The sequence below is a fragment of the Mucilaginibacter sp. genome (assembly GCF_041663085.1).
Taxonomy (GTDB): Bacteria; Bacteroidota; Bacteroidia; order Sphingobacteriales; family Sphingobacteriaceae; genus Mucilaginibacter.
Map to the genome: position 1 here is coordinate 126073 of NZ_JBAZRC010000001.1, position 16318 is coordinate 142390.

Sequence of the window (16318 nt, forward strand, 5' to 3'; positions counted from 1 at the left end):
TCTGTGAAGTTAACAAACTTCGTTCGCTGCCGCTTAGGGGAGCTACGTGTCTTCTCTTCACACAGCTCCGGTTTAAATTACCGCTGAAAATGATAAAGTCCACCTTCTACCGAAACCTTTTTATAGGATTTCCCCTGTGCGTTAGGTATAAATATATCCGCTGTAGTATTTGGGGGAATCGTTACGGTCATATCAAGTTTATTGCCGCTTATCTTCCACTTACTTTCAATACGACCGTACGGACAATCGTAAGCGCCCTCGGCCCAGCTAAGCCCGCCGCCTAAAACCGGCTTTATTATTATTTTCTTATATCCCGGTTCGGCGGCTTGTATGCCGGTTATATTTTGATACATCCAATCGCCAATGGCCCCGTAAGCATAGTGATTGTAAGAGTTCATAGACGATTCCTCGAAGCTCCCATCAGTCCTGATGCCATCCCATCTTTCCCAAATAGTTGTAGCACCCGCCTTTATGGGGTATAACCACGAAGGGTAAGTATCCTGCAATAATAATTTATAAGCTACATCGGCATAACCAAATTTGCTCAAGGCGTCGCAAAGATAGGGGGTGCCCAAAAAACCAGTTGTAAGGTGATAATTGTATTGCGCTATATTCTTAACTAGCCTGTCCGCAGCCTGCTTCCTTAAATTCAACGGTAGCATATCAAATTCAAGTGCCAGCACATAAGCCGTTTGTGTGTCAGAAGAAATCAGCCCATTAGTAGTAACATATTCCTTTACAAATGCCCGCTTTATCCGTTGTAGTAGCTGCGTATAATATTTTACGTCCGCATTTTTGTGAAGGATTTTAGCACTGTTGAGCAATATTTGTGTTGAATGGGCATAAAAACACTGGGCTATTAAATACTTATTGGTAATGGCAGATGTTCCGTCCCGATCGTTATTCACACTATAAAAAAGCCAATCACCGAAGTGGTCGCCCGTAACCCACAAATTTTTCCGGGTTTGTTTCTCGATATACTTGACCCAGGCTTTCATACTGCCATATTGATTTTCCAGTACCTGCTTGTCGCCGTAAGCCGTGTACACTGTCCACGGAACTATAGTAGAGACATCGCCCCAACCAGAACTGCCGCCAACCTCGTTATGATGATCGGTAAACACATCAGGAATAATGTGAGGGATACTGCCGCTGGCATACTGATCTGCAGCTACATCTTTAAGCCATTTGATGAAAAAATTGTGAACATTCATATTGAATGATGCTGTGCGCGAAAAAACCTGAGCGTCGCCCGTCCATCCCAGCCGCTCATCTCGCTGCGGGCAATCGGTCGGGACATCTAAAAAGTTACCCTTTTGCCCCCACTGAATGTTATGTTGTAATTGATTTAATAAGGGATTAGAGCAGGCAAAACTTCCGGTTACCTTCATGTCAGAGTATATGGCAACCCCGGTAAAATCAGCCGGATTTAATTCACCTTTAACGCCCTCAACCTTAGCATACCTGAAACCTTGCCAGGTAAACTTCGGTTCAAAAGTTTGTTTATCCTCATCTTTTAAAATGTAAATATTTTGAGCTTTCGCGGCACGCAGGTTTTCGGTGTAAAAATTACCTGCTTTATCCAGCACCTCGGCATGCGATATTTTTATCGAATCACCGGCATGGCCTTTAACGGTAACCTGTACCCAGCCAACTAAATTCTGTCCAAAGTCAATCACTTTTTCGCCGCGAGGGGTTGTAAATATTCTAACCGGTTTAAATGTTTCATGCTGCCTAACCGGTTCATTAGTGGTTGCAACCAGATTGTATTTATCGAAATCCAACACTTTTACTCGCTGCCAGTTCCTGTCGTCAAAACCTGTAGACGACCAACCTTGCTGCGCAAGCCGGCTATCAATAACAGATCCGTCATAAATTTCTGCAAACCGCAATGCCCCGGTTGATGACTTCCAGCTTTCGTCAGATACGATCATCTGTTGGGAACCATCGGAATAAACTATCTTTATTTGTAGTAAAAGTCCAAGGTTTTTACCGTAAAAGTCGGGTCTCGGGTTGTAAGGCCCCAAAGGGCTGCGGTACCAGCCGCTACCAAGCATTACACCTATTGCGTTCTCTCCGGATTTTAAGAGTTCTTTAACGTTATAGGCCTGGTATTGTAATCTTTTGTTATAACTCGTCCATCCTGGTGTAAGGTAAGCGTCACCCACCTTACGGCCATTTATTTGCGCTTCGTAAAAACCATGAGATGTGATAAAGGCAGTTGCTTCCCGGATCTCTTTATGGAGCAAAAAGTGAGTACGCAATAACGGCGCAGGGCCGTTAACCGCGTCAGGAGTTGATGGCCCTATCCATTTTGCTTGCCAGTCGCCAGGTGATAAAAGCCCCATAGTCCACTTAGCGCGCGCGCTCCAGGATGACTGGTTACCCCCGGTGTCCCAAATTTTAACCCTCCAGGAATATGATTGTCCGGTTTTTAATGCTTTGCCCCTGTAAGGCACATATAATGACTGGCTTGATAATACTTTACCGCTCGACCAGAAATTACCGGACTTGCCACTTTTCGCGTCTATCGTATCAACCTCAAGTTGATAAGCTGCCTGCATATTTACCTTATTGATATCTGACGCAGCCTGCCAGCTGAAACGCGGCGCGGGGGCATCAATGCTGAGCGGATTTATTTGCCCTTCGGTTAAAAGATTGGTAATGCTTAACTGCGCCGCACTAATTTTGCAAACAAATAAAAAGCACGTAGTAATAAGGCGTATTCTCATGTTGATATCTAGGTATTTGATTGAAATGTTAAAGCAAGCATAGATTATTCGTTTCAATTTCGATATGGGTTTCGAACAATCCATGCTTACTAATAGAAAAGTAACATATTTTCGCTGTTCTATTTGAATCTTGTCCCAAACTCCAATCAGCCAGCATTAATAAAAATCATTACTTTCAGTGTTTTAACTTACTGTGGATTTTGGGTTAAACCGTCAAGTGTCACCTCCCGCTGCGGTATCGGTAACAGCAATTTATTGGCTGTAACTTTATAAGAACCCGCGGGTATGGTTGAAAACTCGGCTATTTGCCTGCCCCCGTGGGCATTCATAATGTCAACAGCTTTGCCCGTGCGTAAAAGATCATACCAGCGATGATTTTCGAAGGCAAACTCAACTCTTCGTTCCTGGAAGATAGCGTCCCTGAATTCTGCCTGTGTGTTAACACTAAGCGCAGGATCGGCATTTCCGGCCGTCTTGGCAGGCAGGTGGGCACGTGAACGCACCTGGTTTAACAGGTTGAAGGCCTCTCCTCCGGCAGCAAAGCCCTGTTCATTCAGGCTTTCAGCGATCATCAGAAGTACATCGGGATACCGGAGTATTGGGAAATCATCGTTGGTTTTACCCCTGTCGACAAATCCATGGTTGAACTTTATCACGTAGGGAACGATCTTATGGGATGTCGGATCCGTAAAGTTCAGGGATAAAGAGGCATCTTTGCGTACATCACCAGGCTCATAAGCATTGATCATGTCCTGGGTGGGTATATTGTACCCGTTCCCGCTTCCCAGGTTGGTGCCCGGGTCGCCTGTCACGGTGCTGCCGGAGGTCCAGGGCGCAAACTGATACAAAAAGTTACTGGACAGTCCGTTTTGTGACCCAAGGTATTGGATTTCAAAGATGGATTCTGAATTGTTCTTATTGGACGGGTCAAAAACGTTTTTATAGTCGCCAAGCATGGCATAGCCTAAAGTGGTCACTTTACGGAGCGCGGTTAATGCTTCTGCATAATTTTTCTGGGTAAGATATACCTTGCCTAAAAGTGTCAGCGCGGTGCCCTGTGTTACGCGACCAATATTATTACCGGTATATTTGGCAGGCAATTTCGTAGAAGCATCTGTAAGGTCGTCAATAATTTGTTTATACACTTCAGCTTCAGAAGCCCGGCCCTTCGAACGCGCGTCGGAAGGAGACTGCGTAGCGGTAATACGTAAAGGCACCCCGCCGAATTGCCTCACCAGGTTAAAATAATGAAATGCCCGCAATACTTTGACTTCGCCCGTGTATTGATTTTTGGCAGCATCGGTCATTGTGATATTGCCTACGTGATTCAGCACATCATTACAATGGGCAATAGCCGTATAGCTTTCCTGCCAGAACTGCTGTATAGGCGGAGCGGTAGCACTCGATAAAAATTCATCTACAAATTCGCGTTGCTCCAGCCCGCGGTCGGTTCCATTGTATTGATAGGTGGTATTGTCCGAGCGCATTTCACCAAAAAGCCAGTAACTGGTCAATCCCATTCCAATGAGTGAACTGTAAGCGCCGTTGACGGCTTGTTTGATGTCCGTTTCTGTTTTGAAAAAATTAGTGCCTACTATAGTAGCCTCTGGTGACTGATCCAGAAAGGACTTTTTGCAACCCGCCGTGATACTGATGGCCAGGGTTGATAATAATATATATTTGATTTTCATTATTTGTCTTTTAAGGTTTATAAGCAACTAAAAAGTTAAATTTAGCCCAACGATCAGGGTGCGGGCCAGTGGATAATTGGTAAAATCTTCGCCGGGCGTAAGGGCACTGGCTCCGGCAGTATTGGCCTCTGGATTACCGTTATATTTGGTAAAGGTCACCAGGTTTTGTCCGCTAACATACAACCGGGCCCCTTTAACTACCTTTGAATGTGCCAGTAAAGAAGAATTGAAATTATAACCCAGCGTAACATTCTGCAGTCTCAGGAAACTGGCATCCTCAACCCATGAGGAATTTACGTCACGGTAGATCACCCTTGAACCGTTGGTCGTTGGCGTTACGCCATCTCCGGGATCCTGCGGTGAACGCCACCTGTTCAGGACTTTGCGGTCGACGTTAAACACCCCGTCGATGTTCAGTAAATACTGATTTGCTGTTCTTAATTCATGTCCGCCCTGCGAGCCCACGAAAATCACGTTCATATCAAAACGCTTGTAGCTGAAGCTATTGGTAAACCCATAGGTAAAGCTGGGTTGTGCATGCCCTATAACCGCGAAATCCTTTACCGCTTCTATAATTCCGTTGCCATCCACGTCTTTATATTTAATGGAGCCAACCACCGAGGTGGCGTGTTTCGGAGAATTATCCAGATCATTTTGATCTTTGTATATACCTTCAATCACATAACCGTAAAATTGACCTATTGGTTGACCGACTTCTGTTTTATGCGTGTAGGAGCCTTCGCCGCTCAGCCCGCTGTAAATGGGATCATTGTTAGCGTTTAACGCCAATACTTTGTTGCGGTTAAACGATATGTTGAAATTCGTTCTCCATTTAAATTCGCCTTCCAGGTTACGCGTGGCCAAACCAAATTCGAAACCCCTGTTTCGTATTTTGCCTGAATTTATAGTAGCATTTGAATAACCAGATGATTGAGGAATTTCACTGTTAAAAAGCATTCCGGTAGTTAAACGGTTGTAATAGTCCGCGGTAAGGTATATCCTGTCCTTAAATAAGCCCAGGTCAACACCACCATCGAATTCCTTTGAGTTTTCCCAGGTCAGGTCGGGGTTATTCAATGAAGTGTTAACCCGGCCGTTGGCCAGATTGCCGTTAAAAGAATAATTGGCCGTCCCGATGTTGGACGTATACGTGTAATTGCCAATATTAAAATTACCGGCTTTCCCTAATGAAGCGCGAAATTTCAGGTCACTTAACCACGATACATTTTTAAGGAAATCTTCCTGGGAAGCGCGCCATCCCAAGGCGGCTGACGGGAAGGTACCATAACGTTTGTTCTCGCCAAACCGGGATGAACCGTCTGTTCGTACGGTGGCAGTAAGCAGGTACTTATCTTTATAAGTATAATTTACTCTTGCCAGATACGATATCAGTGACCACTTCTGGACATCCTCGCCATAGCTTCTGATAATTGATGCCGCATTGATTGTTTTAACCAGGTCGTCCGGATAATTATCAGCAAAAAGCGATATGGAATTAGAGCGTTCTTTTTGAGCGGTGTAACCCAATACGGCGCTGATCCGATGATCCCTGCCAATTTGTTTATCGTAATTTACGAGCAACTCAGACAACCAGTTAAAGGTTGTATTTTTATAGGTGTTGGAGTTCGGAACCACCGGTGCAGGGTTGCTTTCTCCGCCTACTGTCGAAGGGTTGAAATTGAATGAGTTTTCGCTGGTGTAGTCAGCGTTATAGCTGTATTTTACTTTTAGTCCGTCGATCACTTCCAGCTCTGCATACGCGCCGCCCAGGCCACGGAAATATTTATCCTTTGTCCCGGCAAATTCCAGTGAATTAAGCGGGTTCGGCGCACCGATACCTCCCGGTGAGTTTATATAAGAAGTTCGGTTCCCATTGGCATCAGTTACCGGCACGATCGGGCTAAGCCACAGCGCCCTCGTTAAAATGTCGCGGCCGCCCGAATCAAAGCCGTTCCGGTCCTGAACGCTGTTTGTAGGTGCCAGGTTCAGTCCTACCTTTAACCTTTTACTTATATTCGTCTCAATATTCGAACGGATGGCATACCGCTGAAAATTAGTGTAGCGTATGACACCTTCCTGGTTGATCCGGTTCACCGAAAAATTATAGTGCGTATTTTCTGTACCGCCACTGACACCCAAATCGATATTATTTTGCAATGCGGTCCTCAATATCTCGTTATACCAGTTTGTACCGGCACCATATTGCGCGGGGTTGCGGAATTCTGCCGGTATATCGGCATCCGTAACCGGCACTCCTCTAAAGGCAAAATCGTCGGTGATAATATCTTTTCGAAATTGTGCATATTCGGTGCCGTTAAGCATTTGCGGCCGTCCCTTTTGCGGAACAGTCTGCGTTCCCACATAGGAATTCAGCGTGATTACCGGGGCACCGGTTTTGCCTTTCTTGGTCGTGATCACCACCACGCCGTTGGAGCCTCTTGATCCATATATCGCCGTCGATGAGGCATCTTTCAGCACCGTTACGGATTCTATGTCGTCGGGATTAATAACATTGAGGGGGTTATAGATAGGACCCGCCGTATTGGATATCGGATACCCGTCCACAACAAATAAGGGATTATCACCCGCGCCAATAGATCCTGATCCCCTGATTTTAATGGTTGACCCGCCGCCCGGCAATCCGGTTGTTGTGCTTATCTGCACCCCCGGAATTTGACCAACCAACTTTTGATCAACTGATAATACCGGCAAATCCTTAATTTGAGCATTCGACAGCGTCGCTACTGCACCTGTAAGGTCCTTTTTTTGTTGCCTGCCATATCCGATAACGACTACCTCATTTAATGAGCCGCTTTTGGGACTCAGTTTTACGTTAACTATAGCGTTGTCCGTCACAGTTATTTCTTTGTTTTCATACCCGATAAAAGAAAAAACCAGTGTGCTGTTTTTGGACGCAGTAAGTGAAAACGTGCCGTCAACGGCGGTGGCCACGCCCTGATTGCCCGCTTTAACACGAACAGAAACACCTGGTAGTGGAGAGCCGTCATCAGCGCTGGTTACCTTCCCACTGATCTTCATATCCTGTGCCAATGCAGCGGTGCTATATAACACAAGCCACAGAAAAAGATGGAACCTTTTAACAAGGAATTTTTTTAGTAAAAACCTTTTACTCATAATGATTTTATTAAAATTGGTTATTAATTGGTTAAACAGACTGCAAGTGACAGCCATGGGTAATTGTCTTCTAATTTCAATAGAATAGAAATAAAACACATCCTGCTTTATGCTGATGATTATCCTGTGCCGTCATGTAAAAATCAATTTAATTGACTCAATATCAGATAATTATAACATGTATTTATTTGATTTTTAGTTCATGATTCAAGCCTTGCAAAGGTTCACGCCCGAAACATTCCACAGGCGAATGAGAAATATAAAGCTCGCTTTGATATGATAATTCTTATCAAAGAGCGCCGGAAGTTTCCGGCTCAATAAGTGCTTTGACTAAGCGGAGTGAATCAATCTTTGGGGGCAGATAAGGTTAAGAAGCTTTTTCTTTATGCTGTAGATTTTCGCTATCCTTCATACAAAACCAATTTATAGTTAGATGGAGTAAATGTAAACGGTTTGAAACTTACGGTAAAAATACAGGTAAGTCAGGTAGTATGTTTAGCCTAACACACAATTCGCAGAAGTTCAAGAAAGAATGAATAGCAGAGCAGGAAAAGAGAATATCTGATCTGGTTTGGCAAATACGGCAAATTTGATTGTTCAGTGAACAATCACTAATTATTCTAAAATGTCCACGAAAAGCGCTGGGGATGTAAAGATTTACAAAGAAGATCTTTTGGTATAGTAAAATGGAATTTCAACATGACGTTTGCTGTTGTCCAGAATTAGATTTGCAGCTACGGTACCCATGTAGGAAAAATCGGTTGAAATGGTGCTTATGCCATTAAGTATTAGTTTTTTTAATGGTGTTTCGTTATATGATATAATACCCACTTGCGCGCCTATCACCAGTTGCTTTGATAATATTCGTTCAATTAGTGCCACCAGATCATCCTCCATTAAATTGATAAACACTTCGCCTTCATTAATCGGCTCAAGTAAAACATCGCTGACAACCTTATACGCAAATGCATATTGCTGGCAGAAACGGATAAATCCAGTCACAATTTCCGCTGGGTAGTAACTGTTTTCCGGAAATATAATTTTAATGGTATGGTATTTACTCAACTGCTCCCTAGCGTCAACTAATGCGCAATAAATATCTTTTTCAAAATTTTCGTAGGCGGCCGCATATTTTCCGTCAATCCCCGCAATTTTTTTATCAAGCAGCACCAGTTTTTCTTTAGGAATGTTGTTGATTTCATCCTTTGCAAACTCCTCTCCCTCAATGAAATGTGGGATAATAACAAAGTGCGAATAAGAATCAAGTTTGTTGTTCAAGAACTTTTTAAAGAGCTTTAGATCACTATTGTAAATATAAAAGTCGACTGTCACATCATCACCCAAGGCCCTGATAAACGAATCATAGATGATTTTCTTATGCGCACTTAATTTATTGAACATCAAAAATATCCGAAGTTCCCGTTGGACTTCTGTATGCGCAATGAAATACCCCTTATTAGGGACAGAATTTAGCAAGCCAATCTTTTTTAAATGCTTATACCCTTTTTCAGCAGTGTCTCTCGATATTTCAAGTTTGTAACTTAATTCATTGATCGACGGCAACATGTCATCCTTTTTTAATTTTCCTTTTTCAATAGCTTTAACAATGGCGCTAGAAAGTTGAAGATACTTAGGAGTTGCAGAATAAATATCGATATGAATAAAATCAAAAAAAGGAATTGGTTTCATGAAAACTTTCTAAGTGACGTTCCTGGTTTACTTTTGTCTCTGTATAACAACTTTTCCAGAGCGCGCTGTAACACTTGAACTTGCGTATATATTGGCAACCTTATTAGGTGTGGAATCAAATAATCAGTACAACGCAGGTAGGCCCAACCTCTCGAATAAGAACGCGCCGCGCTATTTCTTTCTATTAGCATAAAAGGCTGCGAAATGAAAACAATAAAAGCTGACAATGCGATCATAGCGGATTTGGGGGCAGATATCATTGCAAATTTTGTTATAACAGTGGTTTGTCGTCTTAGTGTTAAAATCCTTACAAAAAATTAAAGATTTAATGGACAATAGCTAAGTCAAAAGCAGTGAAGAACGGTAAAATACTATTTTAATCGGTAACAGGCGCCGTTCCCTCTGAAAAAATTGAGACAGGTAATACCTATCGCACAAGCCCCTCAGGACCGCGCAAAAGATTCACATAAGCAAACTGGCCCACATACGAACAGCACTAAAACCCATCTACAAACTTAACGGTGCGTTGCCGTTCACGTGTAACGGACAGCTGGGTAATGTCGGGCCTTGAGTAATGTCCTGACGGATCAAAATTCTGGCGTTCTTCCATCAATCGCGCCTGATCGATGGTTGCGATGATTAGCTTTTCTTCGTTACAAAGCGGGGCGACTACCCACTTCCCGTCAGGGCCTGCAATGCAGGATCCGCCGTTCCCAAGCCAGGGCTCACTATTCCCGCTTATCAATGCGGATGATGGGATGCCAGCACCAATATCCTGCTTTCTTAAAATACCCGAAACAGACACCACAAAAGACCGCGACTCCTGAGCGATGAACCGGGTAATATCTTCCGTATTACGGCTACTACCCGGCCATAAGGCGATATGCAGGTCTTCGCCCTGCGCGTAAAGGGAAGAACGGACAAGCGGCATCCAGTTTTCCCAGCAGTTTAAAGCGCCGACAGTAAATGCACCAAGTTTGCTTACCTGCAAGCCATGTCCATCGCCAATGGCCCAAACCAGTCGTTCTTCATAAGTCGGCATTACCTTGCGATGAATGTACCGGATCGATCCGTCCGAATCAATATTGGCCAGCGAGCAATATAAGCTGTGACCGCCCCGGTCTTCTGCCCGCTCAATAAATCCAAGGATAATCACAATATTTTTTTCTTTTGCCAACTTACAAAAGCTGTCTAAACCGCCCGAAGTCAGGGACACTGCCTGGTGCGAATAGTAAGCGTAAAGCTCCTTTTGAATCGGAGAATTAAACAATGCGCCGTTCGTCAGTTCTACCCAGAATGGGTAACCGGGTAAAAGGGCTTCCCCAAAAACGACCAGACGGCATCCCTGATTTGCAGCATCGGCGATATAGGCTAACATCTTTTTGACCGTCTCTTCCCTGTTAAGCCATACAGGGGCGATCTGGGCGATACCAATTGTTAAAGTAGATTCCATCTAATTGATTTTTATTGACCCGCCTAAGGTAAGAAACAGGCCGCTTATCAAGGAATACGTCGAAAATACCCCAGTGAAATGCCTTTACATTGCCGGACGTTATTCCGCGGTTATTTTATCAAAGTAAGTCGCGGCGGACTAATGCGCAAATAGCAAAAAAATATTGTAAGGAATGCTGTGCCCCGGCGACTAAAGGGCAAACCGATAAAGGTTTGCTATCAATAAATGTGTCCTATGATAAAGATTGCCTCACGAATATTCGTTTTTTTTGCTGCCATTGGCTTATGTTGGCTGGTTTCCTGTAAAACTACTTACAAACCTATCCTAAGTTCACAGGATGGTATAAACTTTAAAGTCTCAACGCTGGCGGACGCGAAGGCAGACGCGAAAAGCCAAAATAAACCGCTTTTCATTTTTGCCCATGCCTCCTGGTGCCCTACCTGTAAAAAAATGGAGCAGGAAGTTTTAGTTCAAAAAATATTGGGTACCACCTATAACCAGACCTTTGTGAATGTTGCCATTGATATTGACAGCCCTGCCGGAAAAGAACTTCAAAAGGCCTATCCGATCAGAGCTACGCCCACCTTATTTTTCTTTAAAGCAGACGGAAGTTTGGCCAAAAAAACAGATGGGTTCGCGGATGTTGAAGATATGCAGTCTGCTGCAAACGAATTAACAAATTAGTAGAATAAGGGTCTGAAACAGGAAGAATCACGTAAGCCCAAAAGGCATCTGTAATGTGCTGGGCAAACCATGTCATTCAAAACCTGGCTGGTTGGTCCGTCACCATTGTCCTGGTATACAAAGCTAAAGTAATGGGGTTCTTTACCAGATCCAGCCGCTTAAATATCTGTACAACATATTTTCGACCCTGGCAAAAGGACAACCGGAGCCGGTCCATTATATCTTCAAAAAAATCATGGTTATTAACCGTGCTATTTTAAAACAAGTGTCATGAAAAATATACTTTTTTATCTATTAGGATTATCCCTCTCATGTGGTTGTTCCGATACAAACACTAGTACCGAGATAAACAGTACCGAGGAGGGGATATTTGCAAAACTTCCTCTGCCGGCAAAGGGAGAAAGAGTAGCCACCTTTGCCGGAGGTTGTTTTTGGAGTCTTTCTGAAGCCCTAAGCGAATTAAAAGGGGTAAATAAGGTCGTAGCAGGATACGCCGGGGGAACTGCAAATAACCCAACTTATGAAGATGTTAGCACGAAACTAACTGGCCATGCCGAGTCTGTACAAGTCTATTACGACCCATCCTTAATAAGCTACCGCGACCTGGTGAAAGCATTTTTCTTTGCACACGACCCTACAACACCCGATCGGCAAGGGCCCGACGAAGGTCCCAACTACAGGTCGATCGCTTTTTATCGCGACATCGAAGAGAAACGAATCCTGGATAGTATGATTAATCAAATCAATAACATTCACCAGTATAGCGATACCGTCGTAACGCAACTGCTACGATTCAAAACGTTTTATCCTGCTGAAAACGATCATCAAGGCTATTATAGGTCCCATCCTGAAAGCACCTATATTCTCGAAGTTTCACAACCTAAGGTATTCAAATTCCGGAAAGCCATGTACAAACAATTAAAGCAGGAATTCCAATCAACCAATGATCGAAAGTTATAACCTTTTAATAATGAAACTGGCGGCTGAAATAAGCAAATTGAATTATCGCTCTGTAATCGAGGCATTCAGTTATCAGGGATGCAGCAGCGTATTTCCCGCTGAATTGCTCTCCTATATGAGCAGACAAGATTTACAATTACGTAGTTAAAGAAGTATGTACAAAGGAATTTATTTTTTTTGTTTCCTGTTTGCTTTTTACACAGCTAAAGCTTCGGACCTGGTCAATACCGACAGCCTGACAAATATATTACAGGTTAGGGACCCTAACCTAAAGATAAGGCTGGTGGTAAAATTCGTTGATGAGAGCTTTAATACCAACGCTGTTCGGGACGCTTCTACTATAAAATCGGATATCAATAGGTTATTTAATAAGTTGGATCCGGCAAATCGGCTTGCGTACAGCGACTTCACTGAAAGTGTATTTCAGCAAAAACTATCACATCAAAGGGAGTCGGAAGATGCTATAGTTAAAGCGATTCAGACCGCAAACAAAAACAATGACTGGCTTTTATCTTACGTATTTCTAAATCACCTGGCCCGCTCACAGACAGACGCCGGTAATGTTATCGGGGCTGTTTCAAGTTTTGGGATGGCTGCAAATATTGCTGTGAAGTTAAATGACCCTAATTTACAGCTTGAAACCGACCTGAACATTTCAAATGCATTTCAAACCTATGGCTTTTACAGCCAATCATTATTTTATCTCACTCAGGCGCAAACAATGATCTCCAGGTTTAAACCTGCCGACCAGCGGATAAAAGACATCATATACTATAGCAACGCTGAGATATTTTTCAATTTAAATAATAAGGACTCACTATCATTTTATATTGAAAAATTAAATAATTCGAGTGCCAAAACAATGAATCTGTTTACTTACAAGAACAGGGCGGGTTACTATTTGTGTATGCTGCAAGGGAATTACCGAAAGGCTATTAATATCATCAACGCTATGAGAACAAAGATGCTCTATTTGTTCGATGACGGGGATCTACGGCATCTCGCCGATGCGCTGTATAAAGACGGACAGCTCGACTCTGCTAAGCTTATAATAAATGAGTTACTAGCCAAGCCAACCGAAAAGGTACATCCGGAAACCAAATATCATCTTTACGAGATGCTTGGAGAAATCGCGGACCAGCAGAATGACTATAAATCAGCGTCTAATTATTTGAAATTATCGATCCGCGAACTTCAAAACAATTTAACAAGACTGACACAGGTTGATAATATTGCTGCTCTTATAAAAGTTGACGAGGTTCAAGAGTACTATACACAAAAGAGCGTGATTTATAAACAGCAACGTATGTGGCTGACCTTTGCGGTCATTGTTACCTTGCTTGTTATCCTCGTCATCGCCATATCCTACCGGTCATTAAAACAAAAGAGGTATTATGAGAATCTTTTGTTTACGGCAAAGAAACAGGAGCTTGCATTTATTAATTCTCATGATGTTCGAAGGCATCTTGCCAACATATTAGGCCTTATCGAATTGATAAAAAACAGTGAGAACAGGGCCGAAGAGTATTTTCAAACCGAAAATTACTTGCTGTCTGCGACTCAAGCCCTGGACGATATGGTAAAGAGACTTTCTGAAAAACTGGAAGGCTAAATGCAATTACTTGAACGATTAGAGCTTAAGCTTCCCAAAAAAGAATGTACTAACAGTTTACCATGAATGAATAAAATAAAAATATTGGCATACCAAAACGCCATATTCAGCAAATTAATCTTGCCGGATATGGTTGTTTTCATTTGCTACCTTAGAAATTACTTATGCTATGAAAAACATCCTGCTGGTTGAAGATGACCCCGAGATCGCGCAATTGCTGCACCTGCATTATAAAGAACCTAATTATCGGTTAACCCATACTTATAGCGGCAAAGAAGGGTTGGAAAAGGCGTTAGCCGGTAATTTTGACCTCATCATTCTTGACCTGACCTTACCGGATATGGACGGTATGGAAGTTTGCAAAGGCATCCGTGACCATAAAGTTTCGGCAGCGATCCTGATGCTGACTTCAAAGTCCGAAGAGATCGATAAAGTGCTTGCGCTCGAGCTGGGTGCAGATGATTATGTCACCAAGCCGTTCGGGATCAGGGAACTGATGGCCCGTTCCAAGGCATTGATCCGGCGTTCTGAGCAACTGCCACAACAAACTACCGAGCAGGCAAAAGAGATCGTCGTCAAAGAACTGGTTATTGACCAAAACCTGCGCAAAGCTTCCCTGAAGGGAGCCCGCCTGGAGCTCACCCCGAAAGAATTTGACCTTTTAGTATTGCTCGCCTCCAATCCCGGCAAAGCCTTTACGCGGCAGGAACTGCTGGAACAGGTTTGGGGCTATACTTTTTCGGGTTATGAACATACCGTCACTGCGCATATCAACCGGTTACGCATAAAGATCGAGGCTGATCTGGATCAACCTGAATATATATTAACCAGCTGGGGCATCGGCTACAGATTTATCGGATGAAAACAAGACCAACAGGTATCTTTTCCCGTATCGGGATCTTTGTGTTTCTGGTCATTACGGCATTGGGCATTTTATTTGTCGTAGTTACCTATAATGCAACCAGCGACTATTTCCAGGCCAGCACCCAACTGCTCAACAAAGATGTCGCGTCGAATATAGCGCGGTTATCGGAACCTTTTTCGAAGGAGGGGATCGACCACAAAAAAGCCGATTCTGTCTTTAACAATACCATGATCATCAGCCCGAATACGGAAGTCTATTTTTTAGATACCCTGGGGAACGTAAAATATTATTACGCGCCGGACTCTCTCATCAAACAAAGGAAAGTGCCCGTCGCTCAAATCGAAACCTATTTAAGTGACCATATCCACCTGATCAAAAATACCGACCCGAGGGATCCTGGAAACCCCAAAATATTCTCAGCAGCCGCAGTAAGGTTCAAAGATCAAAAAATCGGTTATATCTATGTGATTCTGGCAGGCATGGAATACCGGAGCGTTGCCGAATTCGTGTTTAAATCTCAGGTGGGCGGCTGGGCAACCAAAGTATTTTTTATCATAATCCTGACGACCGTCGTTTTCAGCCTGCTCTACACCACACGCCTTCAAAAAAGATTTAACCACGTGATTTATGTTTTGGATCAGTTTAAAGAAGGTAACCTGAATGTCCGGTTCAAGATTGAACAAAAGGATGAATTTTTCCCCATTGCCGATGCATTTAATAAAATGGTGGCGATGCTCGATGAGAATTTCACCCGGTTAAAGCTGCTGGAAAGCGAGCGTAAAAACTTCCTTGCGAATATATCGCATGACCTGCGCACACCTTTGGCGGTAGCGAGGGGCTATACGGAAACGTTACTGATAGAAACTACTGTCAGCCGCAAAGAACAGGAAAGTCACCTGGAAATGATCCTGAATAAGGTCATGCAGGTCGAGAAACTGGTGCTGCAACTTTTTGAGCTTTCTAAAATGGAATCGGTCAACTTTACGCCGAACAAAGAGCCATTTGTGTTTTCAGAGGTCCTGCAGGAGATCATTAAAGGTGCGGACTTCCAGGCCAGGAAAAAAAACATTATCATTAGCTGCATAAACTGCGAGGACAGCAGCCTGATCGAGGCCGATATCAGTATGATGGAACGGGTAGTGCAGAACCTGCTGGAAAACGCTGTGAAATATACAAGCGAAAATGGGAACATCAGGATAGCCCTATCGCGTGAACCCGGTAAACTCATCCTGCTGTTGGAAAACAGCGGGAAATTGATCGCCGGCGAGCTACTGGACTGGATCAACAACAGTTCTGCAGACGCAGCTGTCCGCAGGCCAAAACAAGCAGGGCTCGGACTGGCATTAGTGAAGCGGATCTTGTACTTACACGGGTTTAGCTTCGTTGCAGATGCTACGGATAATAATTATAACCGCTTTATTATCAGCATTAATAGTTATAAAAAACCAATACAAAAGGTACTATAAACGGAGGATATGTTATACTTCTGTGATAACT

The 16318-nt window shown here is 43.4% G+C and carries 10 protein-coding genes; 5 read left to right on the forward strand and 5 right to left on the reverse strand.

Annotated features, from left to right (window positions below; genetic code table 11):
* Positions 1-77: 77 nt before the first annotated feature.
* The 5 genes from WC615_RS00540 to WC615_RS00560 form a co-directional block, all read right to left on the reverse strand.
* Positions 78-2732 carry a family 78 glycoside hydrolase catalytic domain gene (locus WC615_RS00540; protein WP_372976189.1) on the reverse strand — a complete coding sequence of 885 codons (2655 nt, stop codon included), beginning with the start codon at positions 2730-2732 and terminating at the stop codon, positions 78-80.
* A gap of 188 nt (positions 2733-2920) precedes the next feature.
* A complete protein-coding gene (locus WC615_RS00545; RefSeq protein ID WP_372976190.1) occupies positions 2921-4423 on the reverse strand; it encodes a RagB/SusD family nutrient uptake outer membrane protein in 1503 nt (500 codons plus the stop codon).
* A gap of 27 nt (positions 4424-4450) precedes the next feature.
* Entirely contained in the window at positions 4451-7558 is a 3108-nt protein-coding gene (locus WC615_RS00550; protein ID WP_372976191.1) for a SusC/RagA family TonB-linked outer membrane protein, read from the reverse strand.
* A 657-nt stretch (positions 7559-8215) separates the two neighbouring features.
* Complete coding sequence (locus tag WC615_RS00555; RefSeq protein ID WP_372976192.1) at positions 8216-9247, reverse strand: GntR family transcriptional regulator; 1032 nt, start codon at positions 9245-9247, stop codon at positions 8216-8218.
* 496 nt (positions 9248-9743) lie between these two features.
* Positions 9744-10700: a carbon-nitrogen hydrolase family protein gene (locus tag WC615_RS00560; protein ID WP_372976193.1), complete on the reverse strand. Its 957-nt coding sequence runs from the start codon at positions 10698-10700 to the stop codon at positions 9744-9746.
* A gap of 234 nt (positions 10701-10934) precedes the next feature.
* Between WC615_RS00560 and WC615_RS00565 the strand changes: the two genes are divergently transcribed.
* The 5 genes from WC615_RS00565 (at position 10935) to WC615_RS00585 (ending at position 16287) form a co-directional block, all read left to right on the forward strand.
* A complete protein-coding gene (locus WC615_RS00565) occupies positions 10935-11384 on the forward strand; it encodes a thioredoxin family protein (protein WP_372976194.1) in 450 nt (149 codons plus the stop codon).
* A gap of 270 nt (positions 11385-11654) precedes the next feature.
* The gene (gene msrA / locus WC615_RS00570; RefSeq protein ID WP_372976195.1) at positions 11655-12344 is read left to right on the forward strand and encodes a peptide-methionine (S)-S-oxide reductase MsrA; all 690 of its coding nucleotides are present in this window, start codon (positions 11655-11657) and stop codon (positions 12342-12344) included.
* Between the two features lie 154 nt (positions 12345-12498).
* Positions 12499-13956 carry a hypothetical protein gene (locus WC615_RS00575; protein ID WP_372976196.1) on the forward strand — a complete coding sequence of 486 codons (1458 nt, stop codon included), beginning with the start codon at positions 12499-12501 and terminating at the stop codon, positions 13954-13956.
* Between the two features lie 169 nt (positions 13957-14125).
* Positions 14126-14818, forward strand: coding sequence for a response regulator transcription factor (locus WC615_RS00580; RefSeq protein WP_372976197.1), 693 nt, complete (start codon positions 14126-14128; stop codon positions 14816-14818).
* On the forward strand, positions 14815-16287 hold the full coding sequence (locus WC615_RS00585; RefSeq protein WP_372976198.1) for a histidine kinase dimerization/phospho-acceptor domain-containing protein: 1473 nt from the start codon (positions 14815-14817) through the stop codon (positions 16285-16287). The genes WC615_RS00580 and WC615_RS00585 overlap by 4 nt, the downstream gene beginning before the upstream one ends.
* Positions 16288-16318: the final 31 nt, after the last annotated feature.

Excerpts from the sequence above, each read along its gene's own strand:
- WC615_RS00560 (WP_372976193.1), bottom strand. The coding sequence starts at position 10,700 with ATGGAATCTACTTTAACAATTGGTATCGCCCAGATCGCCCCTGTATGG.
- WC615_RS00565 (WP_372976194.1), top strand. The coding sequence starts at position 10,935 with ATGATAAAGATTGCCTCACGAATATTCGTTTTTTTTGCTGCCATTGGC.
- WC615_RS00585 (WP_372976198.1), top strand. The coding sequence starts at position 14,815 with ATGAAAACAAGACCAACAGGTATCTTTTCCCGTATCGGGATCTTTGTG.
- WC615_RS00540 (WP_372976189.1), bottom strand. The coding sequence starts at position 2,732 with ATGAGAATACGCCTTATTACTACGTGCTTTTTATTTGTTTGCAAAATT.
- WC615_RS00555 (WP_372976192.1), bottom strand. The coding sequence starts at position 9,247 with ATGAAACCAATTCCTTTTTTTGATTTTATTCATATCGATATTTATTCT.
- msrA (WP_372976195.1), top strand. The coding sequence starts at position 11,655 with ATGAAAAATATACTTTTTTATCTATTAGGATTATCCCTCTCATGTGGT.
- WC615_RS00545 (WP_372976190.1), bottom strand. The coding sequence starts at position 4,423 with ATGAAAATCAAATATATATTATTATCAACCCTGGCCATCAGTATCACG.
- WC615_RS00580 (WP_372976197.1), top strand. The coding sequence starts at position 14,126 with ATGAAAAACATCCTGCTGGTTGAAGATGACCCCGAGATCGCGCAATTG.
- WC615_RS00550 (WP_372976191.1), bottom strand. The coding sequence starts at position 7,558 with ATGAGTAAAAGGTTTTTACTAAAAAAATTCCTTGTTAAAAGGTTCCAT.
- WC615_RS00575 (WP_372976196.1), top strand. The coding sequence starts at position 12,499 with ATGTACAAAGGAATTTATTTTTTTTGTTTCCTGTTTGCTTTTTACACA.